General features: G+C 69.2%; 20 protein-coding genes and 1 pseudogene (1 of these 21 cut by a window edge). 7 read left to right on the top strand and 14 right to left on the bottom strand.

Annotation, left to right across the window (positions count from 1 at the left end):
- Positions 1-2 precede the first annotated feature (2 nt).
- A complete protein-coding gene (locus ACFYP0_RS29760; protein ID WP_355498328.1) occupies positions 3-863 on the top strand; it encodes a pyridoxamine 5'-phosphate oxidase family protein in 861 nt (286 codons plus the stop codon).
- A 156-nt stretch (positions 864-1019) separates the two neighbouring features.
- Here ACFYP0_RS29760 and ACFYP0_RS29755 read toward each other — a convergent pair whose 3' ends face one another.
- Positions 1020-1919 (bottom strand): LysR family transcriptional regulator, encoded by a 900-nt coding sequence (locus tag ACFYP0_RS29755; RefSeq protein ID WP_355498331.1) that lies wholly within the window; start codon positions 1917-1919, stop codon positions 1020-1022.
- A gap of 79 nt (positions 1920-1998) precedes the next feature.
- On the opposite strand from ACFYP0_RS29755, the gene ACFYP0_RS29750 reads away from it, so the two are divergent.
- Positions 1999-2955, top strand: a complete 957-nt coding sequence (locus ACFYP0_RS29750; protein WP_386998317.1) for an EamA family transporter — start codon at positions 1999-2001, stop codon at positions 2953-2955.
- A 134-nt stretch (positions 2956-3089) separates the two neighbouring features.
- Here ACFYP0_RS29750 and ACFYP0_RS29745 read toward each other — a convergent pair whose 3' ends face one another.
- Positions 3090-3983 carry a LysR substrate-binding domain-containing protein gene (locus tag ACFYP0_RS29745; RefSeq protein ID WP_355498337.1) on the bottom strand — a complete coding sequence of 298 codons (894 nt, stop codon included), beginning with the start codon at positions 3981-3983 and terminating at the stop codon, positions 3090-3092.
- 64 nt (positions 3984-4047) lie between these two features.
- On the opposite strand from ACFYP0_RS29745, the gene ACFYP0_RS29740 reads away from it, so the two are divergent.
- Positions 4048-5418 carry an MFS transporter gene (locus ACFYP0_RS29740; RefSeq protein WP_355498340.1) on the top strand — a complete coding sequence of 457 codons (1371 nt, stop codon included), beginning with the start codon at positions 4048-4050 and terminating at the stop codon, positions 5416-5418.
- Between the two features lie 85 nt (positions 5419-5503).
- Here ACFYP0_RS29740 and ACFYP0_RS29735 read toward each other — a convergent pair whose 3' ends face one another.
- Together ACFYP0_RS29735 and ACFYP0_RS29730 are read right to left on the bottom strand one after the other, a co-directional pair.
- A complete protein-coding gene (locus tag ACFYP0_RS29735; protein WP_386998316.1) occupies positions 5504-6949 on the bottom strand; it encodes an MFS transporter in 1446 nt (481 codons plus the stop codon).
- Positions 6950-6978: 29 nt separating this feature from the next.
- On the bottom strand, positions 6979-7623 hold the full coding sequence (locus tag ACFYP0_RS29730; RefSeq protein ID WP_386998315.1) for a hemerythrin domain-containing protein: 645 nt from the start codon (positions 7621-7623) through the stop codon (positions 6979-6981).
- 103 nt (positions 7624-7726) lie between these two features.
- Here ACFYP0_RS29730 and ACFYP0_RS29725 point away from each other — a divergent pair, with 103 nt between their 5' ends.
- Both ACFYP0_RS29725 and ACFYP0_RS29720 read left to right on the top strand, forming a co-directional pair.
- Positions 7727-8197, top strand: a complete 471-nt coding sequence (locus tag ACFYP0_RS29725; protein WP_386998314.1) for a MarR family winged helix-turn-helix transcriptional regulator — start codon at positions 7727-7729, stop codon at positions 8195-8197.
- Positions 8198-8424: 227 nt separating this feature from the next.
- Entirely contained in the window at positions 8425-8781 is a 357-nt protein-coding gene (locus ACFYP0_RS29720) for a nuclear transport factor 2 family protein (protein ID WP_386998313.1), read from the top strand.
- 56 nt (positions 8782-8837) lie between these two features.
- On the opposite strand, the pseudogene ACFYP0_RS29715 reads toward ACFYP0_RS29720, so the two are convergent.
- From ACFYP0_RS29715 to ACFYP0_RS29700, 4 genes and pseudogenes are all read right to left on the bottom strand, one after another.
- A pseudogene (locus tag ACFYP0_RS29715) lies at positions 8838-8929 on the bottom strand (IS5/IS1182 family transposase); the annotation flags it as partial.
- Positions 8930-9150: 221 nt separating this feature from the next.
- Positions 9151-10047: an NAD(P)-dependent oxidoreductase gene (locus ACFYP0_RS29710; RefSeq protein ID WP_386998312.1), complete on the bottom strand. Its 897-nt coding sequence runs from the start codon at positions 10045-10047 to the stop codon at positions 9151-9153.
- A gap of 73 nt (positions 10048-10120) precedes the next feature.
- Entirely contained in the window at positions 10121-10801 is a 681-nt protein-coding gene (gene wrbA, locus ACFYP0_RS29705; protein WP_386998311.1) for an NAD(P)H:quinone oxidoreductase, read from the bottom strand.
- 197 nt (positions 10802-10998) lie between these two features.
- Complete coding sequence (locus tag ACFYP0_RS29700) at positions 10999-14124, bottom strand: BTAD domain-containing putative transcriptional regulator (protein ID WP_386998310.1); 3126 nt, start codon at positions 14122-14124, stop codon at positions 10999-11001.
- 166 nt (positions 14125-14290) lie between these two features.
- On the opposite strand from ACFYP0_RS29700, the gene ACFYP0_RS29695 reads away from it, so the two are divergent.
- On the top strand, positions 14291-15514 hold the full coding sequence (locus ACFYP0_RS29695; protein WP_386998309.1) for an MFS transporter: 1224 nt from the start codon (positions 14291-14293) through the stop codon (positions 15512-15514).
- Positions 15515-15755: 241 nt separating this feature from the next.
- Here ACFYP0_RS29695 and ACFYP0_RS29690 read toward each other — a convergent pair whose 3' ends face one another.
- The 6 genes from ACFYP0_RS29690 to ACFYP0_RS29665 form a co-directional block, all read right to left on the bottom strand.
- Positions 15756-16661, bottom strand: a complete 906-nt coding sequence (locus ACFYP0_RS29690; protein ID WP_386998308.1) for a hypothetical protein — start codon at positions 16659-16661, stop codon at positions 15756-15758.
- The gene (locus ACFYP0_RS29685; protein WP_386998307.1) at positions 16658-17770 is read right to left on the bottom strand and encodes a hypothetical protein; all 1113 of its coding nucleotides are present in this window, start codon (positions 17768-17770) and stop codon (positions 16658-16660) included. The genes ACFYP0_RS29690 and ACFYP0_RS29685 overlap by 4 nt, the downstream gene beginning before the upstream one ends.
- On the bottom strand, positions 17767-18213 hold the full coding sequence (locus tag ACFYP0_RS29680) for a DUF4188 domain-containing protein (protein WP_357194291.1): 447 nt from the start codon (positions 18211-18213) through the stop codon (positions 17767-17769). Before ACFYP0_RS29680 ends, ACFYP0_RS29685 begins: the two co-directional genes overlap by 4 nt.
- Positions 18210-19751, bottom strand: coding sequence for a phenylacetate--CoA ligase family protein (locus tag ACFYP0_RS29675; RefSeq protein ID WP_386998306.1), 1542 nt, complete (start codon positions 19749-19751; stop codon positions 18210-18212). Before ACFYP0_RS29675 ends, ACFYP0_RS29680 begins: the two co-directional genes overlap by 4 nt.
- Before the next feature lie 303 nt (positions 19752-20054).
- On the bottom strand, positions 20055-20750 hold the full coding sequence (locus ACFYP0_RS29670; RefSeq protein WP_386998305.1) for an ABC transporter ATP-binding protein: 696 nt from the start codon (positions 20748-20750) through the stop codon (positions 20055-20057).
- Positions 20747-21769 carry an ABC transporter permease gene (locus ACFYP0_RS29665; RefSeq protein WP_386998304.1) on the bottom strand — a complete coding sequence of 341 codons (1023 nt, stop codon included), beginning with the start codon at positions 21767-21769 and terminating at the stop codon, positions 20747-20749. Before ACFYP0_RS29665 ends, ACFYP0_RS29670 begins: the two co-directional genes overlap by 4 nt.
- A gap of 195 nt (positions 21770-21964) precedes the next feature.
- On the opposite strand from ACFYP0_RS29665, the gene ACFYP0_RS29660 reads away from it, so the two are divergent.
- Positions 21965-22221: the start of a sensor histidine kinase gene (locus tag ACFYP0_RS29660; protein ID WP_449289057.1), read on the top strand. The gene runs 931 nt beyond the window's last position; the window shows 257 of its 1188 coding nt (coding positions 1-257); it begins with the start codon at positions 21965-21967; the stop codon falls past the right edge of the window.

The raw sequence follows: 22221 nt of genomic DNA, 5'->3' as shown, positions 1-22221 counted from the left end.
GCATGAGAATCCACTCAGGCGAGGTGTACGTCCAACGCAGGTCCGGCTACACACGCGAAGGTCTCGGCTCGGCCAGCATCGGCGTGCGCCTTCCGGAGATCGCGCGCCAGTTCCTCATCCGGCAGCGCATGGTGGTGATCGGCGGACACGACACGGCCGGAGCGTTATGGGCGAGCCCGTTGTACGGGCCACCCGGCTTCCTGCGTGCCAGCGGCGAGCGCGGTGTGATCGCGGACGCCGCGCCCGCCGCGGGCGACCCACTGGAAGCGGCGTTCGCCGCCCCGGCTCCTCTCGGTGCACTCGCCATCGAGCCGGCCACCCGCCACCGCATGCGCATCAACGGCACAGGTCACGTCCAAGGGGATCGGCTAATCATCAAGGCCGACCAGATCTTTGCGAACTGCCCGAGGCACATCACCCGCCGGGAAGCCCACGGTGACGTCACCACAGGTACCTTTGCGGCCCCCAGCGACCGGCTTTCCGACGAGCAACTGCGCGTCGTGGCCGGTGCCGACACCTTTTTCATCGCCACCGGCGCCGAAGACCATGGAGCGGATGTCTCGCACCGCGGCGGCAGCCCCGGGTTTGTCCTCGGCCGCAGCGCCACGACGCTGTCCTGGCCGGAATACCGCGGCAACGCCATGTACATGACCCTCGGCAATATCCACGTACAGCCGCGTTGCGGCCTGCTGTTCATCGACTGGACCGGCTCCCGACCTGCCCTACAGGTGACGGGCAGTGCCTCCATTGACTGGAACCCCGGCCGGCTGGCAGATCACCCGGGCGCTGAGCGCATGGTCGACATCGTCATCGACAGTGTCGTCGAGACGCCGGGACACGCGCTGATGTGGCGTTCGCTATGAGTTGGCCCGCACACCTTTCATCCCAGACCGGGATGCCGGGCCGATCGGCAACCGATGCATTCGGATGTGCCGACACCACGTACGCCCAGTAGCAGCGCAACCGTCTCCCTCAGCGCGGGCCACATGAGAGACCGGAGGCCGTGCTCGGCTCACGGGTCAGTTCGCTGCCGCCCCGGTGGGCGGCCCGGTCGGGATCTTCAGAACAGCGAGAAAAGCCTCTACCGCGGGGGTTCGAGCCAGGTGGCTCCAGACGAGGTACTCGACACGGGCCGGCGCATCGGCCACCGTAACGGTGCTCACGCCGCTGAGCCGTGGCACGTAGGCGGAGGGGAGCATGGCGACGCCCAGACCCGCAGCGACGAGCTCAGCCATGAGGTCAGCGGCGGTCACCTCGAACGCGACGTCGCGGACAAGGTTGGCGGCAGCGAATGCCTGATCGGTCTGGGCCCGCCCCGCGCTCCCGGCCGGAAAGTCGACGAAGACCTCGGCAGCGAGCCGGTGGAGGTCGACTGCCGGTTCGCACGCGAGCGGATGATCGGGGGCGATCACGGCGACGAGCCGGTCCCGGGCGAGTTCGTGAACGTCAACACCCTTCGGTGGAACCCCTCCCGGCAGTCCCACGAACGCGATGTCGATGACGCCCTGCTTGATGTGCCCCACGAGTTCGTCACTCCCGCCGACACGCAGTCTTACGCGCACGTGTGGGTACCGCTTCCGGAACGCGCGGAGCGTGGCCGGAATGTCGACGGCCGCAACCGTGGGGATCAGACCCACAGTCACTCGTCCCCGCACCTCCCCCACCGCCGCCGCGACCTCGGCGGCCGCGCGCTCGGCGGCGTCCAGGCACTGGCGGGCGGCAGGGAGGAACGCCACACCCGCCGGGGTCAGCCGCACCCGGCGGCTGGTCCGCTCGAAGAGCCTCGCGCCGAGTTCCCGTTCCAGGCGCGCAATTTGGTGACTCAACGCGGACTGGACGACCAGGCACCGTTCGGCGGCCCGGGTGAAACTGCTCGTCTCGGCGACGGCGAGAACGTAGCGCAGCTGATGGAACTCCATTGATCCATCTTTCCTGTCGATCGATCGGATGACAAACATGTGTTGGAGTCATCGATAAGCACGTGATCAGAATTTCGACATGACAAGTTCCGGAGCGGAGAGACTCCTCCGCGGAGCTGGCGGCGGCACGTTGCCCAGTAACCTGCCGCGCACTGCCCTGACCGCGCTCGCCCCGCTGGCCTGGGGCACCACCTACGTCGTCACCACCGAGCTTCTTCCGCCCAACCACCCGCTGTTCGCGGGACTCCTGCGCGCGTTGCCCGCCGGCCTGGTGGCGCTGGCGGTCACCCGCACGCTGCCCAAAGGGGCCTGGTGGGGAAGAGCGGGGGCGCTCGGCGTACTGAATATCGGACTCTTCTTCCCGCTACTCTTCGTCGCGGCCGAGCGGCTACCGGGGGGCGTCGCGGCGACCCTGGGCGCGGTGCAGCCGCTCATCGTCGCCGTCATGGCCACGGCGGTCCTACAGGAGCGACTTTCCGTCTGGCGTGCCGTCTGGGGCGCGACCGGGGTGTTGGGCGTCGGCCTCGTGGTGATCGGGCCAGATGCCGCGCTCGACCTGGTGGGGATCGTGGCCGGCCTGGTCGGCGCGGCCACGATGGCGCTCGGGGTGACGCTCACCAGGCGCTGGGGACGTCCCGCCGGGGTGAGCCCGATGGCCTTCGCCGGCTGGCAGCTCGGCGCGGGCGGTCTCTTCCTGACGCCCATCACCTTCCTCGTCGAAGGGCCGCCACCAGTGATCGATCCGCCCGCCATACTCGGCTACCTCTGGCTGGGCCTGGTCGGCGGCCTGGCTGCGTATGTCCTGTGGTTCCGCGGCGTCACCACGCTGCCCGTGACCGCCGTCGCGGTTCTCGGTTTACTCTCGCCCCTGGTCGCCGCGCTGCTCGGCGCCATCCTGCTCAATCAGACGCTCGGCCCAGTCCAGCTTTGCGGGCTCGGGCTCTCGCTCGCCGCAATCGTCGCGGGACAGCTCTCCACGCCAGCCGGCCCACGCCAGACGGGCGTGCAGGTTGGACCGGACGGGGCAGCTCGATGAAGATCGCCCCAGTCGGAGCCGCGGAAACTGGTCGAGGGTGAGTTGCGGCCGACGTTTCGTCGCAGGCCCGTGCTGGCACCCGTCGCGCTCGGTGCGTGGGCGATCGCAACGCCTACGGCGGTGCCCAGCGAGCGTCACTCGTGGCTTTCGGTGTCATTGACGTGGATGTCGAGGAGTGCGAGGAATGCCTTCGCCGCGGGCGTGAGTTCGGCCCGGTTCCAAATGACGTGCTCGACGCGGGTCGGCGCGTCCGTGACCTGGATGGTGGTGACGCCGGTGAGCTGCGGCGCATAGGCGGACGGGAGCATCGCCACGGCAAGTCCCTGCTCGACCAACCGGGACGTGAGGTAGGCGTTGGTCACCTCGAAGGCGACGTCGCGGCTGAGACCGGCGGCCGCGAATGCCTGATCGGACTGGATTCGCCCGGCGGTCTTGGCCGGCAGGTCGACGAAAACTTCGGTGGAGAGCCGACGCAGGCTGACCGCTGACTCGGCGGCGAGGGGATGGTCCGGGGCGACCACGGCGACGAGCCGGTCGCGGGCGAGCTCTCGAGCGTTGACGCCTTCGGGTCGCGCGGTGGTGGGGAGGCCGAGAAAGGCCGCCTCGACGCTGCCCTGCTTGACCTGCTCGATGAGTTCCTCGCTGGCACCCGCACAGAGGTTGATGCGTACGGAGGGGTACCGCTGACGGAAGTCTCGCAGGACGCCGGGAAGGTCGACTGCGGCGACGGTGGAGATCAGGCCGATCACGAGCCGTCCGCGTACCTCACCGACGACCCCCGCGACCTCGGCGGAAGCCCGCTCTGCGGCGTCTACGCACTGACGGGCGGCTGGCAGGAACGCGGCGCCGGCTTGGGTCAACCGGACACGTCGGCTGGTGCGCTCGAAGAGCTTCGCGCCCAGTTCCCGTTCCAGGCGCGCGATCTGGTGACTGAGCGCGGACTGCACCACCAGGCAGCGCTCGGCGGCCCGGGTGAAGCTGCTCGTCTCGGCGACCGCGATCACGTAGCGCATCTGCTGTAGCTCCACAGATCCATCTTCTTTCACGATCGATGAGGTGACAAGCATGTGTTGGACTCATTGATCCATTCGGGTGAAGCTTCGAGTAGAACCGGCACGGCGCGGCCGTTGTCCGGCCGAAACCTCCAGCACCGCGGACCAACTTCGCCGTCGCCAGCCATCAGCGGAAGCCGGCCGATTTCACACGCGCCATCGCCGACCGCTGTCCCCTCCCGACAAGAAAGAAGACATGACCACAATCGATGAGCACCCGTACTCGACCCTGAGGTCATGGCTGGGTGTAGCCGTCATCACCGCCAGCCTGTTCACCTTCGTCACCACCGAACTGATGCCCGTCGGCCTGCTCACCCCGGTGAGCGCGAACCTGGATGTGTCCGCGGGCGTCGCCGGATTGATGGTCACCCTGTACGGCATCTCCGCCGGGCTCGGCGTGCCGTTCATCGTCGCGTGGACCAGGCGCATCAACCGGCGCATCCTGCTGTCGGTACTCCTGGCGATCCTGGCGTTGGGTAACCTGCTCACCGCCGCCGCACCGAACTTCGCCCTGGTCCTCACCACCCGGCTCGTCATGGGATTCGCCAATGGCGTCTTCTGGGCCATCGGTGTGAGCATGGCGATGCGCCTCGTACCTGGACGTCTCGCCCCCCGAGCCTCGGCGGTCGCGCTGTCCGGCATCTCGATCGCCGCCGTGGTGGGTATTCCACTCGGCACCTTCCTGGAAAGCCTCACCAACTGGCGAGCCACATTCCTCATCTGGGCCGGCCTCAGCGCGCTGATGTTCCTCGCGGTCACCGTGGCCATTCCCTCGCTGCCCTCGCAGAACGCCGTCCCGGTCCGGGATGTCTTCCGACTCCCTTTCCAGTACCCGCAACTGCGCCTGGTGATGGTCGCCGTGACGCTGTACGTGCTCGGCCATTTCGGCGCGTACACCTACATCCGGCCCTTCGCGGAGGAACAGGCGTCGGCGTCGGCCGCCTTCATCACCGTGTTGCTCGTGATCTACGGCATCGGCGGTACGGCCGGCAACTTCATCGCCGGCCACACGGTGACCAAGAATCTCTGGGTCAGCTTCGTCCTTGCCTGTGCAGGACTCGTGACGGCGATGTTGCTGCTGCTCACCATCGGGCACACACGGCCCGGACTGATCCTCGCCGTTGCCCTCTGGGGAGCGTCCTTCGGCGCCGCGAACCTGTGCCAGATCAACCTGATGCTCGGCGCCGCACCCGGGAAGTTCGAGGCAGCCATGTCCATCAACACCATGGGCTACAACACGTCCATCGCGCTGGGCGCGCTGTTTGGTGGATGGTTCGCCGACAGTCTTGGCGTCGACAGCGCCCTCTGGTTCGGTGTGGCGCTGACGACCGCCGCGTTGCTCGTCACCGTCGCCATCCGTCGGACGACCAGTGCGACGGTCTCCGAAGACGAGTTGGCCACCACCGGGTGACATGTTGACCGGCAGAAGGGCGAGCCCGCCCTCACCAGCGGAGCTGCCGCCCGGCAGAGGGAAACCGGGCGGCAGCCGCGTGGTGTCAGTGCGATGCCACCACGCGTGCGTTCATCGTCACGGCCGCGACGATCGCGGCCACCAGGAAGACCGCTCCGCCGAGCAGCAGCCCGTCGACGTACCCGCTGGTCAGTGCGTCCGGGAGGGCGGTGCCCGAGGGCTGGGCAGCGGTCACTGCGGCGGCCACGCCGCTGAGCAGCGCAAGGCCGAGTGCGCCGCCGATCTGTTGACTGGTGTTGACCACGCCAGAGGCGATACCGGTGTCCTGCGGAGTCACCCCGTTGATCGCGACCACTGTGGTGGCCACGAAGGTAAGTCCCAATCCGAAGCCGGCGACCAGCTGAGCTGGCAGCAGCGCGGCAAGGGCGCTCGACGTCGGGCTGAGCGCCCCGAACCAGCCCATGCCGATGGCCGCCAGCACCAGGCCGCCCACCGTCAGGGCGCGGGCCGTCAGCCGGGACAGCAACTGGGGACCGACGCCGCCAGCCGCCACCGCGATGCCGACGGTGAACGGCAGGTAGGCCAGGCCGGTCCGCATCGGGGGGTAGCCCTTGACCACCTGCATATAGAGAGTGAGGAAATAGAACAGGGCGAACATGCCGCCGCCTACCAGGAACATGGTGACGTACGCGCCGGTCCGTGCCCGGTCGCTGAGGATCCGGCCGGGCAGCATGGGCGCCGCTGCGGAGCGCTGGACGAGGACGAAAGCGATCAGCAGGACCGCGGCAGCGATCAGAAAGCCCAGGGTGACGGTGTCACGCCAGCCGTGCAGGGCCGCGTGGTTGATGGCGAACACCAGTGCGGCGAGCCCGGCGGTGGCGGTGGCGGCACCGGAGAGGTCCGCCCGACCACGCTCGCGCTCTCCTCGTGGCAGCACCGACGTGCCGAGCAGCACGAGCACGGCGATGGGCACGTTGACGAACAGGACCCACCGCCAGCTGACGTACTGGGTGAGGGCGCCGCCGAGCAGGAGGCCGACCACCGAGCCCAGGCCGCCCATCGCCCCGTAGACACCCAGCGCCTTGTTCCGTGCCGGCCCGGCGGGGAACGTCGTGGCCAGCAGCGACAGCGCGGTAGGCGCCGCGATGGCGGCGCCGACGCCCTGCAGCACCCGGGCGGCGATGAGGACGGTGCCGGACCAGGCGAAGCCACCCAGCAGTGAGGCGACGGTGAACAGGACCAGGCCGATCCGGAAGACCCGCCGTCGACCGAACAGGTCACCGGCTCGGCCACCGGCTAGCAGGAGACCGCCGAAGGCGAGCGCGTACGCGGTGATCACCCAGTTGAGGTCGGCGGTGGCCATCCCCAGTGCCCGCTGAATGCTCGGCAGGGCCACGTTCGTAATCGTGTTGTCCAGCACGAGCATCAGCTGGGCGGCCGCGATGACCAGCAGTGCGAGGCCGAGTCGTGGTGGTGGGCCCGTTTCCGGCGCCACCGCCAGCGAGGCCTTCGATTCTTCGTAGACAGGCATTGATTTTCTCCAGAGTCGGCGTTTGCGGATCAGCGAATGCGGGGGTTCCAGGGGCGGACGTCGAGGTACTCGGCCCGCCACTCGGTGGCGTACGCCCTCTTGATCTCCTCCGGCATACGGCCGAGGATGGCGGCGACGGTCTCCGGCGACGCTCCCTGGAGCAGCCAGGGCAGGTAACGCGGGGAGTCCGCGCCGACGCGGTTCCGGTGGTCCTGACCGAACGCCGCCCACTGCCGCGGGGTGAGCACCGACTCGACGAGGCGCAGGCCCTCGTCCTCCTCGTGCCGCAGGTGCCCGGTGACGCTCAGATAGAGGGCGTCGACGACGTCGCCGAGGCGCTGCGGCCCGGACTCCCGGTCGGCGATGGCGGCGTCCACGGCGTCGAGCAGCGGATCGATTGCCGCGTGTTCCGCCTCCATGGCGTCGAGCAGTGCCCTGTCCGGCTGGTCGGCCAGCCGGGTCTCCATCGGGCCCCAGACCGCGACGTCCTCGGAGGTGTGGTGCACCCGGAGGAACGACTTGAACATCTCCCAGCCGACCGCCGCACGCAGGATCTGCCGTGGATCGTCGTCGGTGGTGGCGGAGACCCGGGCCAGCTGGGCCAGGTCTCGGCGCAGGGCGTCGTGCACCGCGAACATCATGGTCATGTCGAGGGTGTGGGTGGCCTCGCTCATGGTTCGTCACCTCGCGATCAGCTCATTCATTGGTTAGCCCAACGTTTGGTCGACCAACGGTATCAAATCGTAGGTGTCACCAACAGACTGGTAGGATGGGTCCGTGGATCCATCCGTCCAGGACGAGACGCCGGCTCGACTCAGCGGACTCACCAGCTGGTTGATGACGCAGACCGCCGCTCACGCGGGGCGGCTGGTCGCGGACGGGTTCGCCCGGGCCGGCGCGCGGGGCTACCACTACCGGGTGCTGGCCTCGCTGGACGAGTTTGGTCCGGCCAGCCAGGCCGCGCTGGGGCGGCGAAGCGGCATCCACGTCAGCGACATCGTGGCGACGATCAATGAGCTGGCCCAGACCGGACTGGTGGAGCGCACGCCTGACCAGGCCGACCGGCGGCGCAACGTCATCACCGTCACGCCAGCCGGCCGCCAGCGGCTGCGCTGGCTCGACGAGCAGGTCCTCGACATCCAGAACGATCTGCTTGCGCCATTGTCCGGAAACGAGCGCGCGGAGCTGCGGCGGCTGCTCAGTCGACTGCTGAGCCACCACCGGGCTGAAGCGAAGCAGGAGCCCTGAGCGCATCCCATCGGTCCGGGCGGTCCTCGGACGGCGCGGCCGCGCGCCGCGACCGCCGACGACATCTGCAACGAGAGTGGGCCGGTACTGCGGTGCACGGACCAGTCGTGCGGTTTCACTGATTCGGGCATCTGAGGAGAGGCTCACGCCACTACCGGGCTGACGTCGCCGTTCTGCCGCGAGCGAACCCGCTTGTCTTGTTGGGGCCAGCTGCGGAGGATCGGTGGATGGATCTCCTCACCGCGGAACGGCAACTTCAAGCCGCCCAGCGCGCCGCTGACGTCGAGTCCCTCGACGCGCTACTGCACCCGCAGGTCGTGGGTGCCGGACCGGACGGCACGGTCTTTACGAAGGAAGACGACCTGGCCGGCTACCGCTCCGGTGCACTGCGAATCACCAGCCTGGTGGAGGAGTCACTCGACATCCAGGAAGACGGCCAGACCGGGGTGACTCGCATGGTCGCTGCGGTGGATGCCGTTAAGAGCGGTGCCGCTGTGTCCGCGCGGTTGCGCTACACCCGACTCTGGGTGCGTGAGGACGACAACTGGCGGGTGTTGGCCGCCACCTTCGTCCCGGTCCAGTGAGTCCGTTCACAAAGGACGAGGATGGAGTGCACGATCGCGGTGGCGAGGCGTGGTCAGCAGCGTAGTTTCGTCAGGACCTTCCCGGTTTGAGGGTGGCATTGGCGCTTTCACCGATGGCGCGGATGCGGGTGTGAGCGCGGTTCACCGGCCTGGACAAGAGACGCCGCCGTCGGAACCTGCGCTGGTCACGGTGGCGGCGGATGAGGCCCGCAAGGTGGTTCAGGCAAGGCCGAGGTTGGGCCGGCGGACGCATTCCAGCAGGCCTACGGCCTTGTCGAGCCATTCGTGACGACCGGGCGCTGGGCGCATGCCGGATGGCACGCGCCCAACTCCAGTCAACGTCTCAGAACGGGTGCCGAGAGACCGCCGTCAGGGCTTTGTCAGCAGCTCGAACAAGCTCGAGAACCCCTGAGCGCCGAAGCCGTCAGCGATCCGGCGGTTCATCAGGTCCCTGACCTCTCGCATCCGCACGGCTTCCACGCCAATGGATTCCCGATGGCTGATCATGTCGTCCATCAGGGCGGCCTGGACGTTGAGCGGGCCGAGATCCGGCGGGTATTCGCCGGCCTTGACCGCGTTGCCGATCGAGGCCAACAGCGGGGGCAGCGCGGCGACGGAGCTGGCGGCACGCTCGGCGAACTCCGCTACGTCGACTCCTTCTGCCTGCACCAGCCTCAGGGTGTGCAGGAACCCGATGAGGATCTCGTAGCCCATCGCGACCTGCGCCATGAACTCAACGGCGGCCAAGCCGGCTTCTTCCCCGTGGTAGGTGACCGTGCCCAACTCCCCCAGCGTCGACCCGTGCGCATCGAAGGCCTTGCGGGGACCACTGAACGACAACATGACGTGCGGCGTACCGACGTCTGCCGCATCTCCCATGATCTTGCCATCGAGGTACGTGGCCCCGCGATCTCTCGCCCAGCGATCGTTGGCCCGTGCCTGGTGGGGAGAGCCACTGGTCAGGTTGACCAAGACCTTGCCCGCGACTGCGGCGTCCACGGAAGCGAGCACCTCGTCGACCGCCGCGCCGTCGAGCAGACACACCACGACGAGCGGGCTGGCCGCCGCAGCCTCCGCAGCGCTCGCGGCAGCCGTGGCGCCGGAGTCGACCATCGGCAGGGCCTTGCTCACGGTCCGGTTCCAGACCGTCGTACGGTATCCACGATCGATGAACGTCTTGGCGATCGCCGAGCCCATCTCGCCGAGACCGAGCACTGTCACCCGGCCGGCCTGTTCGGTCGGATCCGCGGTGGTTGTTGTCAGCATGATTTCTCTCGTTTCTACTCGGTGATTCGATGCGTCAGGTGGCGGGAAACGGGCATCCGTCGCCCGGAGGCGACTACTCGTGATCTCGCCCCGGATGCCGTACCGCTCGTCGCCGGGCTTCTACCCGAGGTGGGCTCTCCGCGCGGACGGCGGCTGTCAGGCGGGTGAGGCGTGCGCCCTGGAAGCGGGCCGTCTCGAGGACCGCTCTGGCGTACTCCGGATCCCGGCCGGCGCGGCTCTCCACGAGGCTGACGCCGTACGGGTTCCCGCCGGCGGCGTGCGCGGTGTCGTAGTTCAGGTAGCCCGTGGGCAGGATGACCGCCCCCCAATGGTGGAACGTCTGGTAAAGGCTGAGCAGGGTCGACTCTTGGCCGCCGTGCTCCTCGTAACTGGCCGTGAAGCCGGTCGCCGGTTTGTCGGCCAGTTCCTCTGCCTGCCAGGGGGCGGTCGTGGTGTCGATGAATTGGCGCAGTTGAGAGCAGACGTTGCCAAAACGTGTCGGTGTGCCGAAGGCGTACCCGTCCGCCCACCGCAGGTCGTCCAGGGTGGCGAGCGCAACATCGGCGGTGGCGTCGAGGTGGGCCCGCCACTGCGGCCTGGCATCGACGACCTGATCCGGTGCCAACTCCGCCACCCGGCGCAAGCGGACCTCCGCGCCGGCGTCGGCCGCTCCGTCGCTGAATGCCTGCGCGAGCCGGTGCACAGTGCCGGTGGCGGAGTAGTAGATGACGGCGATCCTGGCAGCGGTCTGCACGGTTACCTCCTGGGTCGGCTCGGTTCTCGGTCAACCGTGCCGAGCAGGCTTACCGTTCGCTGACCATCCCCTTACCGATGCCGCTGAAATCCTCTTTGCCCAGGTCGAGCTGTGCGCCGTGGCTCATCTCGGCAGCGAGTTCCTCGCTGCCGAGCGCCGTGCGGAGGCGAGAGGTGATGCGCTGGACGTCATGCTGCTCACCGGGGGGGCAACGGCGTTCCGGCGCCCGCGCGAAGCGTGCGGGCCGCGCCGAGCAGCCGTGCGGCGAGTCGATGGTCACCGCCGAGGCTGGTCGCCCCGGCCAGGCCCTCAAGGGCCAGGGCGACAGCCCTGGGATCCCCGGTGGCGTGGGCCGCGTCGAGCGACTCGCGGTGGTGGCGCTCGGCGAGGACCGCATCGTCGCGGTGCTCCGCGATGAATCCCAACTCGGCAAGCGCAAGCGCGTAGCCGGGCAGGTAACCGGCGTGCCGGTTCCAGTCGAGTAGGTCCCGCTGCTGGGTCTCGGCGGCGTCGAGGTCACCCCGGCGGCGAGCGATCATCGCCAGGCCTGTGCCGGCGAAGGCGGCGGCGGACCGGCTCGACTGTTCCCGCGCGACCTGTAGCGCGCGGTCGTGGCAGGCGGCCGCCTCGTCGAGGTCGCCGCGCAACAGGGCGATCCGTCCGATGCACGCCAGCTGCCGGGACACCGACGTCCACAGCCGCAGATGTTCGGCGATGCGCAACGCCTCCCGGTACCGCATGGCTGCGCTGTCGTAGTCGCCGTTGATCTCGGCCAGGGTGCCCAACAGGCTCGTCGGATGCACCTGCCCCCAGCAGTCGCCCAGTTGCACGAACAACGTCCGGCTGGTCTCGCAGTCACGCAGCACACCGGGCAGGTCGCTGCGGTGTACGAGCGCGAGGTCCGCCCGAGTGGCGCAGGCGGCCGCGATGCCCCACTGGTCGCCGTTGGCGCGGAACGTCGTCAGCGCCGCGTCGACCAGGGCGGCAGCCTCACCCGGGTCTCCGGAACCGAGCATCATGGAGGCGAACAACCACTGCACGAACGCCTTCTCCGGCCCGTCGGCGTCCTGATGGCATTCCAGGATCCGTTGCCGGGGAGCGTTCGGGTCGCCGTCACGGGTGGCCAGGGCGGTCAGCCACATATCCGCACGTCGCCGCAGGGCGTCCGGTGCGACGTCGTCCGCACTTCTGGGGACGATGTCCAACGCCGTTCGCAGCGACCGGCGCATCTCTCCGAGCCGACCCCGGAGCAGCCGGTACCAGGCCAACGAGGTCGCGAGCGTCAGGCCCACGCGAGGCTGACCGTCGGTGGCGGCGACGTCGAGTGCCGCCCGCAGGTTGGCATTTTCGGCATCGAGTTCCCGTAGCGCGCGACTCTGGTCATGACCCCGTAGCCGCCCTGCGGCCTGCTCGGCGAGACGGACGAAACACGCGGCGTGACGGCGACGGGTCGCCAGGAGTTCGCCGGCGCTGTCGAGCTGTTCGAGACCGTAGGCAGCCACCGTCTCCGGGAGCCGATAGCGTCGTGGACTCTCGCCGTGGCGCGTCAGGACCAGCGATCGGTCGATCAATCGTGCCAGCGCATCGAGGACCTCGTCGGACGCCACCTGTCCGCCCGCGCATACCTGCTCGGCGGTAGCCAGGGTGGCGCCGTCGGCGAAGACCGCCAGCCGGCGCAGCACCGTCCGTTCGCCGGGCGACAGCAACTCCCAACTCCAGTCGATCATGGCGCGAAGCCCCTGTTGACGAGGAGGCGCGGTACGCCGACCGGATGACAGCAGTCGGAAGCGATCGTCGAGCCGTGCCGCCAACTCGCCCGGGTCGAGAACGGGCAGCCGGGACGCGGCCAGTTCCAATGCCAGCGGTACGCCATCGAGACGCCGGCAGATGGTGGCGATCGTGTCCGTGTTCCGCTGATCGACGATGAAGCCCGGCTCAACGGCGCGGGCACGGATCTCGAAGAGCCGAACCGCCGGGGCACCGGCGATCTGTTCCGCGGTCGCTCCCGGCTCCGGCAGCTCCAGCGGCGGCACCGGCAAGACGACCTCGCCTGGGATCCCGAGCGGTTCACGGCTCGTCGCCAGGATGCGCAGGTCGGCCGCAGCGCCGAGAAGACTCTCGGTCAATTCAGCGATGGGCGTCACCGCATGGTCGCAGTTATCGAGCAGCAGCAGCATCCGCCGGTCCCGCAGTGCGGCGAGCAGCCGATCCATCGGCTCACCTGGCCGATCACCGGGCAGACCGGCCGGGGCGTCGTCGCGGATCTCAAGAGTCGCCGCCACCACGTCGACAACCTCTGTAGAGGTCGCTTGGCCGTCGCGGTGCGGCTGGCCCGCCAGCTCGACGAGCCACACTCCGGCGGGGAACGTGTCGGCCAGCAGACGAGCGGCCTCGAGCGCCAACCTGCTCTTACCCACCCCACCCATTCCGGTAAGGGTCACCAGCCGCCCGTTCGTCAGCCGCTCCCGTACCGCCTCGACGGCCTCGTCACGCCCGATCAATCCGCCGTACGGACCAGGTGACAGAGGCGCCGGCAGGTTGGTTCGGACCGGAGACGACGGCGGTGCCGGCGGCTGCAGCGCGCGGTCCTGGCGCAGAATCGCCCGATGCAGCTCGGCCAACTCCTGGCCGGGATCGATGCCGAGTTCATCACGCATCTGCCGACGGAACTGCTCGTAGGCGGACAGGGCTTCACGCTGGCGTCCCGAGCCGTACAGGGCGCGCAGGTGCGCGGCCCGTAGCCGCTCGCGCCACGGGTGACGGGTGACCAGGTCGGCCAGCTCACCGGCGAGCAGGTGATGCTCACCGAGATCGAGCCGGGCCTCGGCCAACTCCTCCAACGCCGCCAGGCGCTGGTCGTCGAGCCGCTCGACCGCCTGACGGACGAATCGCTCGTCACCAAAGTCGGCGTACGGGGAGCCACGCCACAGCGACAGGGCCTCCGTCAGCTCCGCGGCCCGGCCAACTGGCTCCCGCTGCGCCCGCGAACGCGCCAACAGAGCCGCGAAGCGGCCAGCGTCGACCGATTCCGGCGAAGTACGCAGCCGGTAGCCGGCATCACCGGACTCGACAAGCGCACGGCCACCCGCCTCACCCGACTCCAGCGCGCGACGCAACTGCGACACCTTGGCCTGGAGCGCACCGAGCGGGTTGCCCGGCGCCCGGTCACCCCAGAGATCCTCGATGAGCCGATCGGAGGACACCGGATGCCCCTCATGGACCAGCAGGTCAGCCAGGAGAGCCCGAACCTTCAGGCCGGGTACGGCGACGGGTTCGCCGTCGGGCGTCCACACCGCGATCTCGCCCAGCACCCCGAACCTCACCGCTTCACACTAGCCAGTCGGCTGTCCCACCCGCGAAACGTCGAACGACAGTCGGCCCGCTCACCGGGACGCGGCGCCGACGCCACGGAGGCGAACGTCAGTCGACGAGCAGTCGGCGGTAAGCGACCCCGGCGAGGCTGAACCGAGCCGACACCGGAGGAATGACATGGATTACCTACAGCGGCCCCGAACCGCCAACGGTCACGGGCAGGTCGCACCACGACGGGTGGCCACGCCCTGGCTGGCCCTGCTGGCCGGTCCGCTGTCGTACGGGATCGCCGCGCCGGCCCTGCTGCTCGACGAGCTGGCACGCGCGACGGGCACCGGGGAACGGGCCGCGGCGGCCGGCGTGACCGCCTTCGGCTGGGGGATCGCGTTGGGTACGCCACTGCTGGCGGCGCTACTGGCCCGCCGCGGCGTACGGACGGCCCTGACCGCCTCGGCCGCGCTGCTGGCCGCAGGGACGATCCTCCTCGTGCTGGTGCCGACACTGCCGGCGTTGGTGGCTGGCGCGGCGGTGCAGGCACTGGGGTCCGCCGGCCTCAGTGTGACGGCCATGAAACTGGCCGACTCCCCTCGGCGGATGGGGGTGGTCGCCGCGTCGCTGGCGGTCGTGGGGGCCACCGGTCCGCTGACCGGTGCACTGGTAGCCGAACTCCTTTCGTGGCAGGCGGTGCTGGCGTTGCCTTTGCTGGCGGTGGCCGCCGTGCCTGCGGCCCGCCGCGACGCCACACCGTCGGACGCGGTGCCGGCGTCGTTCGATGCGCTCGGCATGGCTCTCCTTGCCATGCTGGTCACCGCGGCAGTTCTCACTCCGCACCGTCCGCTGGTGGCCGGCCCGGTCACCGTCGCGCTGCTGGTGTTGCTCGTGGTCCGGACGAACGTTCGCCCTGACGGCTTTCTGCCCGCCGCAGTGGCGCGTAACGGCCGGTTCCTCACGGCGTGCGTGCTGGTTTTCACTGTGGGCCTGGTGAACTTCACCCTGCTCTACGCCGCCCCAGATCTGCTGCGAGAGCACGCGGGCTGGGACAGCACGCGGAGCGGGGTCGTGCTGCTGGCGCCGTACCTGCTCGGTGGCCTCTGCTCGGGGTTCCTGATCGCGGCGTCCGTGCGGGTGCCACACCGCGTGACGGCCGCCGCACTGCTCGGCGGAGCCGTCGCCGCACCGCTGCTGGCTGCGGTCGCCTCCGCCGTGCCGCTACTGCTGGTGGCAATGGCACTCGCGTCCCTTGCCGCCGCGACCGGCCAGGGCGTACTCGCCCTGCGAGCGACCGGCGTCGTGCCCGGCTCTCACAAGGCCGAAGCCCTGGGCCTGTTCAACCTTGCCTATCTGCTCAGTGTCGCGTTCGGTCCAGCGATCGCCGTGACGCTCTCGCATCAGACCGGCTGAGAACCGGGCGCGTCCGGCGCGGTGCCGGCAGGCCGCCACGGCGACAAAGCCGAGGTCTACCGGCAACTCGGACTCCGACTCACCTACCAGACCGAAACGCAAACGGTGCGCGCTGCAGTCGATCTCAGCGCACACCGTGGGCAAATCATTCGTGCCCGAGGGGCAACACGACCCTTTGTCCCACCGTCGATGACACTCGGCACGATTTTGAAGCTCGCGCGAGGCTAGCGATCGTAGTGATCTATCGCTCGCCGCGGCGGGCCGACCGGACCGGGGCGATGCGGGGTCGGCCGACGCGAAACACGGCGAGCGGTTGGCCGGCGACCCGCTCGGCGAGCCGACCGGCGGTCGCGGGGCAGTCGATGAGCTGGCTGAGCGGATGGACCGCCAGGCCGTGCCGGGCGAGAGCCAGCCACGTACGCAGCAGACGTCGGCCTGAGGTGATCTGGTCGTCGCCGTCGGCGGCGAGGAGGACCAGGACGCTGCCGTCGTAGCGCAACAGGCCGCGGCCGCTGGCGGCCAGCAGCGCCGGCAGGCCCAGTCGGCGGGTGACCGGGTACGCGCGCAGCGCGGCGGACAGGACACGCGCCTCGGTCCGGGACAGGCTGAGCGCCCGGTCCGTGAGTCCGTCGAGGTGATATCGCGGATGGCGTGGACTGAGACGCAGCCAGTCCCGCAACTCGACGGCGACGGCAGGTGTGCGGAACATCCACCGGTCGGCGACGGCCAGGTCCGATACGAGATCTCGGGTCGGGACGTGCGCGATACCCGGCTCGAGATCGGCGAGGACGGCGTCGTCGACGTACCCGGGTGCATATGGACCACGGGCGACCCGGCGGACCTCGATGTCGGCGATCGTGAACGGAGTCGCGTACCTGTCCGCCGCGGGGACCAGTCGTGGACCGGGTGCCACGGTGACGGTGAGGCCGAGTTCGGCGGAGACGATGAGGCATGTCTCGACGAACGCGCCGATACCGAGGGTCAGGTCACGCCCGGTCGGGTCGGAGTCGGGAAGGCGGCGCGCGGGATCAACGTCGATGGTGATCTCATCGGTGTGGTATTCCGGTCGCCACGGCTGCGTGTTGTGTGCGCTTGGTGCCCGGCGGCAGATCGCCTCGGTAGCCCGCAACTGCTCGACCCAACTCACACCGCTGTTCCTCGCTCGTAGAAGGTGTACCCGTGCAGTGGCCGCCCACCCGCGCGCCGGTACTGAGCGGCCGAAGCGACGTTCGCCCGCTCGACGAAGGTGCTGCGCAGCGTCCGGTAGCCGTTGCGGGCGAGGTTGCGATGCAACTCCCGGGACAGCAGCGTCAGGTACCCGTTGCCCTGCTCATCGGGAACGGTGCCCTTGATGATGAGGACCGCGTCCCGCCGGTACCGGCCGCGGGTGGCGAGAAGCCGGAGCTGATTGAGTACGCCGAGCCGACCGCCGACGCTCATCAGGTAGTCGGAGATGTCCGGCACGGTGACGACGAACGCGACGGGTCGGCCGGCCTTCTCCAGCCAGAGCAGCAGCGCCTCGTCGAGTAGGAACGCCAGGCCGTCGGTCTGCTCCGCCAGTTGCTCGGCGGAGATCTCGGTGTAGTAGCCCAACTGCGCGAAGCTCGCGTTGAGCATCCGGCGCAGGATCGGCAGTTGGCTGCGCAGGTGCCACCGGGAGCCGTGCCGGATGACGAGCCGTTCGGCGGCCATCCGAGCATCGTCGAAGGTGAAACCGTGGTCGGTTCCGGCCGGAGCACCGGCTGCGGGCCGAGCAGCCGGGGCCGTACCGTCGAGGTCGACCAGCCAGGTGTCGGCCTCGAAGCGACGGTGGAAGCCGTGCCGCTCGTACATTTTGGGGTAGTAGGGGGGGTTCCACGCCGAGTCCACGAAGCCACGGTCGGCGAAGCCGGAGGTGATCACCCCGCCGGTCTGGTTGGGCAGCAGGGCCACCGGCCCGAACAGGTGTCGACCGCCGGCCTGGGTCGCAACCGCGTCCATGATGGCGGTGAAGACATCGTCGTCGTCGACGAACTCGGTGTGCCCGAACAGTTGTCGTGGGCCGATCTTGTCGTCGAGGGGCGAGCTGCGGTGCATGCTGGTGCGTCCCACGACCTCGCCGCGTCGGTCGCGGACCACGAACAGCTCGGCGGCGTCCCGGTGGGCCGCGATGACCGAGGACACCAGGGGTACGTACCGGTCGGTCGGGTGGAGCCGGAGCGGAAAGTCGACGAATGCGCGCAGGTCAGCCCGCGACTGAACGGGGTCCACTCTCATGCGCGGTGCACCGGCGGCCCGGACGTCTCACGCGAGAGCGGCGTGAACGTAGGTATGTGTGCCATGACGTCGGACTCGGCGCGCCAGATGCCGTTGCTGTAGCCCTCGGGCTCGGCGTTGTAGAGGCGGATGTAGCCGCCTGTCGCGTTCTTCGTGCCGTGATCGGTCACCCAGCACATGAGGTCCCGGTGATGGCGGCTGCGGGCGAACGTCAGGAGCGCGTCACGGTCGCTGAAGAAGGCGATGGTGCCGAGCGTGAACGGGAACTGGTAGTAGACGGTGTGCCAGCGGTATCCGTCCATCCGTCTCATCTGCCGGACCATTCGGATCCAGGTCCGGGTGAGCGTGATGATCGAGCGCGGCCCCCGGTAACGGGTGGCGCCGACGAACATGGCTGTCGCCTGGCCCACTGCGGGCGCGGCGGAGAAGTCGGTGGTCCTCATGCCGGCGCGCCCTTCACCAGGTAGACGTTCTTGATTCTGGACGCCGCGTCGGCGAACGGGCCGGTGCCGTACTCGTGGACCTCCACCCGCAGGTCCGCCGCGGACGGGTCCTCGGCGAGGGATTCGGCGAAGTCCCGGCTGACCTCGGCGAGGTGGCGCAACACCCCCGCGCGGCAGGTGTCGGTGAGGGTTCGCCGCTGCACCGGGTCGAGCGCCAGGCCCTCGCGGAGTTGTAGGTTGACCACCGGCCGGCTCTCCAGGTCGGCCTGCTCGGTCACCGCCAGGCAGAAGCTCTGCAGCAGGTGCGCCTGGGGATTGCCCGCGTAGAGCCCGTATTCGACGTCCTGCGGGTAGATGTTGGCGCCCATATAGGAGATTGTGCTGTCCTTGCGGCCGTAGAGGAACAGCAGTGGTAGACGCATCCGGTCGACTTGCCAGGCACGGTCCGCGGCGGCCCGCGCCGCGGGGTCGGCGATCGCGGCCAGGACATCCGGGTACGAGATCAGCCGGCCCTCGTCGCCGATGTTGTAGCGGACTCGGGGATTGAGCACCGCCGTGGAGTTGATCGTGCAGAGCACCTCGTGGTCCGCTGTGGTCTCCAGGTAGGTCTCCAGCGGGTTGTACTGGAAGACCATCGGCAGCCGGTGCTCGTCGGCGCCGAGCAGCGCGGTCCGCAGCGCGGCGTCGGTACGCAGCTGTCGGCGGACCCAGACGCTGAAGTCGCTCTCCCCGGCCATGCCGATGGTGAGGTCGCTGGCCCCGTAGCCGGAACGCACCTTGACGAAGCGCTCCTCCAGGTAGTCGCGCAGCGCTTCGGTCATCCCCTCACCGCCGACCAGTCCGCTGATGCGGTATTCGGCCCAGGGGAAGTCATCGGCGTCGAGCTTGTCGCGCAGGTGCTTGAGGAACGGTGGGTAGGCGGTGACGATGTAGTCGAAGCCGGGGCCGAAGTACAACAGAGTGTCGACGATCTTCCGCAGGTCGGGCCCCGTGTTCTTGACCATCGCGATCGCCGACATGGCGATGCCGGTATTGGTCCCGGTGGCCCAGGCGCCCATCGAGTACGCGTTGATGACGAAGCGCCGCTCGGACGGGAACACCATTGTCGCGTAGCCGGCCAGGTTCTTGTGCACCGAGCGCAGCTCGCGGCGGCTGCGGATCCAGTTGAACGGCTGGCCGGACGAGCCCGACGACTCGTCGACCACGCTGCCGGCGATCTCGATCTGCCCGTGCCGACAACGCTGCGCCTCCGGGTACGCCTGCACGTACGACCGCTTGTCGGTGGGCGGGTAGGACGACAGATCGAACCAGCGGAACCGCCAGTGGTGGCGGCGGAGAAAGGCGCCGTACGCGGGCACGTCGATCGCGGCGAACTGGCAGGTCATCCAGGCGTGTAGCCGGGCGAAGCGGCCCATGTAGGGACGGTACTGACGTGCCGTGAGCCGCCACACCGCCGGATGGATCCGGTAGAGGGTGTAGAGCCAGGTCAGGGCGAAGCTCGCGGCCCGCAGGGTCCACCGACGCAGGAATGTCACCACGCGGCAACACTAGGGGTCGGTCGAGCCGGCCACCTGATGACGAATACTCAGCCCTCCTGAGTATTCGAACCCCGCGGGTTGCAACGAGTTCGAGACGAGGCCGGGTCGGCTTGGGGACCCAACAGTGAGCCATTGACCGCGGAGGATGCCAGGCCGGTCCGCCGGGTTGAGGCGTACGACTCGAGGCTCGTCGTGCTTCAAGGGTCGGCTCACCGTGAGGACCGGTTCGGTGGCCTACGGAATAACGCGATAGCGGAGCGACAACGGATGGTTCCCACCAGTTCTTACCGTCCGCGTGGCTGTCTAAGCGCGCGCTCCCCGCGTCAGCGCCGACATGGTGAGTCGGCCGTCCTGGACCTTGGTGATCTGGTCGACCGCGGTGAGGTGGGTCCGGTCGTGGGTGACGAGAACGGTGGCGGTGGCCTGCTGGTGGGTGAGGCGGGTGATGAGGTCGATGATGGTGGCGCCTCGTTCGTGGTCCAGAGCGCTGGTGGGTTCGTCGACCAGCAGCACGGTGGGGTCGTTCATCAGTGCGCGGGCGATGTTGATGCGTTGTCGTTGGCCGCCGGACAACTGGTGGGGGCGCCGGGCTGCCTGTGCGGCGAGGCCGACGGAGTCGAGGAGTTGCATCGCCCGGCTGCGGGCCTTGGCCGGGGAGCGGCCGTCGAGTTGTGCCATGACCTGGAGCTGTTCGGCCGCGGTGAGCGATGGCAGCAGATTGGGCTGCTGGAACACGATGCCGATCTTGTTGCGGCGCAGGGTGGTGAGTTCGCCGTGGGTCATGCCGCTGGTGGTGGTGCCGTCGATGGTAACGGTGCCGGAGTCCGGAGTGATGAGGGTGGCGGCGACGGCGAGCAGGCTGGACTTGCCGGATCCGGACGGTCCGACGACGGCGGTCAGGCTGCCCTTGGGCACGGTCAGGGTTACCTGGTCGAGGGCGGTCAGGCGGGTATCGCCGTCGGGGTAGGTGAGGGTGACGTCGTGCAGGTGCAGGCTCATCGGGCGCTCCCCAGGGCGGTCAGTGGGTCGACGGAGGTGATGCGGCGGATGGACAGGGCGGCGCCGAGCGCGCCGAGCGCGATCATCACGGCGGCCGGGACGAGGATGGTGGTGGGAGTGAGCAGGAACGGCACGGCCGCGCCGGCGACAAGCGCGCCGAGGCCGGCGGCCAGGGCGGTGCCGAGCAGGGTTCCGCCGGTCAGCAGGACCACGGCTTGGCCGAGGGCGTCCTTGAGCAGGTTCGCGGTGGATGCACCCAGCGCCTTGAGGACGGCGACGTCGCCGCTGCGCTGGATGGTCCAGACGGTGAAGAAGGCGCCGATGACCAGGGCGGAAATCGCGAACAGGAAGCCGCGCATGAGCTGCAGTGAGCCGTTTTCGGAGGTGTAGGAGCCGATTGCGGACAGTGAGTCAGCCGTGGAGACCGTCCTGGTGCCCGCGGCGGCGTCGGCGGCCTGAACATCGGCGCCGGAGGTGATGTTCAGGGCGATGACGGTGGCGGTGGGGCCGTCGTTGGCGTCGGTCGCCGGGGCGAGCTTCTGCCACAGGTCCAGGCTGGTCCAGATGACGGGGGTGTGGCTGTAGGAGGCGTCACCGCTGACGGCGGCGACGCTCACCTGCTGCCCTGCCAGGGTGAAGGTGTCGCCCCGGGCGACACCAAGATTCTCGGCGGCGGTCACGGACAGCACGGCCGCGTGCTCGCCGATCTGGTCGGTGGCCGTTGCGAGGGTCGACCCCGGCTGGACGCCGAAGGCGGACACCGCGGTGCTTCTGGTGCCGGCGGTGGCCTTGGTGGTGGTGATGCCCAGCGGCTGCGCCCGCTTCACGCCCGGGGTAGTCGCCCACTGCTGCCATTGCTTCTCCGCGATGGTGGAGTTGGCGAATGACGGCTTCTCGCCCTTGCCGGGCGCTGCGAACGCGATCATGTCGGCCGGTAGGCCGGTGATCGCTGAGACATTCTGCTGACCGAGGCCGGCGGTCAACCCGGACAGCAGCCCGACCAACAGAGTGATCAGCACGATAACGGTCCCCATCAGGGCGAAGCGCCCTTTGGCGAACTTCAGATCTCTCCAGGCGACGAACATCGCTTTGACCCGCCTTTGTGAAGGTGAACTTCGGTAGGCCTCTACCGTCGCCGCTGACCCCCTGGGTCTGCTTCTGGCGCAGGACAGCATGTGGCGGGTCGAAAGGCTGCACGCCGGCTCTAACTTTCGATGGAGGCATCGCGCGGGAATCGCCGCTTAGGCTGGAAGAACTGTGAAGACCACCGCTGCGGTGCTGACGCCCGCCACCCGCACGCTGACCTGGTGCCTGCACCTGCTCACCGTCGGCCTGCTCGCCCTGGCCGGCGGGGGGGGGGGGGGGCGGGCCCCCCCCCCCCCCCCGCCCGGGGGGGGGGGGGGGGGGGGGGGGGGGCCGGGGGGGCCCGCGGCCCCGGCGGTGCCAGCCCCCACCTGGTGGGCGCCCCCCC

The organism is Micromonospora arida (assembly GCF_042873195.1).
Lineage (GTDB): Bacteria > Actinomycetota > Actinomycetes > Mycobacteriales > Micromonosporaceae > Micromonospora > Micromonospora arida.
The sequence above is the reverse complement of the archived record's forward strand: the minus strand, read 5'-3'. Positions and strand labels throughout refer to the sequence as shown.

What these genes read in the sequence shown, in the direction of transcription:
- ACFYP0_RS29735 (WP_386998316.1), bottom strand. Translation starts at nt 6,949, where the DNA reads ATGCCTGTCTACGAAGAATCGAAGGCCTCGCTGGCGGTGGCGCCGGAA.
- ACFYP0_RS29680 (WP_357194291.1), bottom strand. Translation starts at nt 18,213, where the DNA reads ATGAGGACCACCGACTTCTCCGCCGCGCCCGCAGTGGGCCAGGCGACA.
- ACFYP0_RS29685 (WP_386998307.1), bottom strand. Translation starts at nt 17,770, where the DNA reads ATGAGAGTGGACCCCGTTCAGTCGCGGGCTGACCTGCGCGCATTCGTC.
- ACFYP0_RS29755 (WP_355498331.1), bottom strand. Translation starts at nt 1,919, where the DNA reads ATGGAGTTCCATCAGCTGCGCTACGTTCTCGCCGTCGCCGAGACGAGC.
- ACFYP0_RS29750 (WP_386998317.1), top strand. Translation starts at nt 1,999, where the DNA reads ATGACAAGTTCCGGAGCGGAGAGACTCCTCCGCGGAGCTGGCGGCGGC.
- ACFYP0_RS29670 (WP_386998305.1), bottom strand. Translation starts at nt 20,750, where the DNA reads ATGAGCCTGCACCTGCACGACGTCACCCTCACCTACCCCGACGGCGAT.
- ACFYP0_RS29730 (WP_386998315.1), bottom strand. Translation starts at nt 7,623, where the DNA reads ATGAGCGAGGCCACCCACACCCTCGACATGACCATGATGTTCGCGGTG.
- ACFYP0_RS29695 (WP_386998309.1), top strand. Translation starts at nt 14,291, where the DNA reads ATGGATTACCTACAGCGGCCCCGAACCGCCAACGGTCACGGGCAGGTC.
- ACFYP0_RS29760 (WP_355498328.1), top strand. Translation starts at nt 3, where the DNA reads ATGAGAATCCACTCAGGCGAGGTGTACGTCCAACGCAGGTCCGGCTAC.
- ACFYP0_RS29710 (WP_386998312.1), bottom strand. Translation starts at nt 10,047, where the DNA reads ATGCTGACAACAACCACCGCGGATCCGACCGAACAGGCCGGCCGGGTG.
- ACFYP0_RS29720 (WP_386998313.1), top strand. Translation starts at nt 8,425, where the DNA reads ATGGATCTCCTCACCGCGGAACGGCAACTTCAAGCCGCCCAGCGCGCC.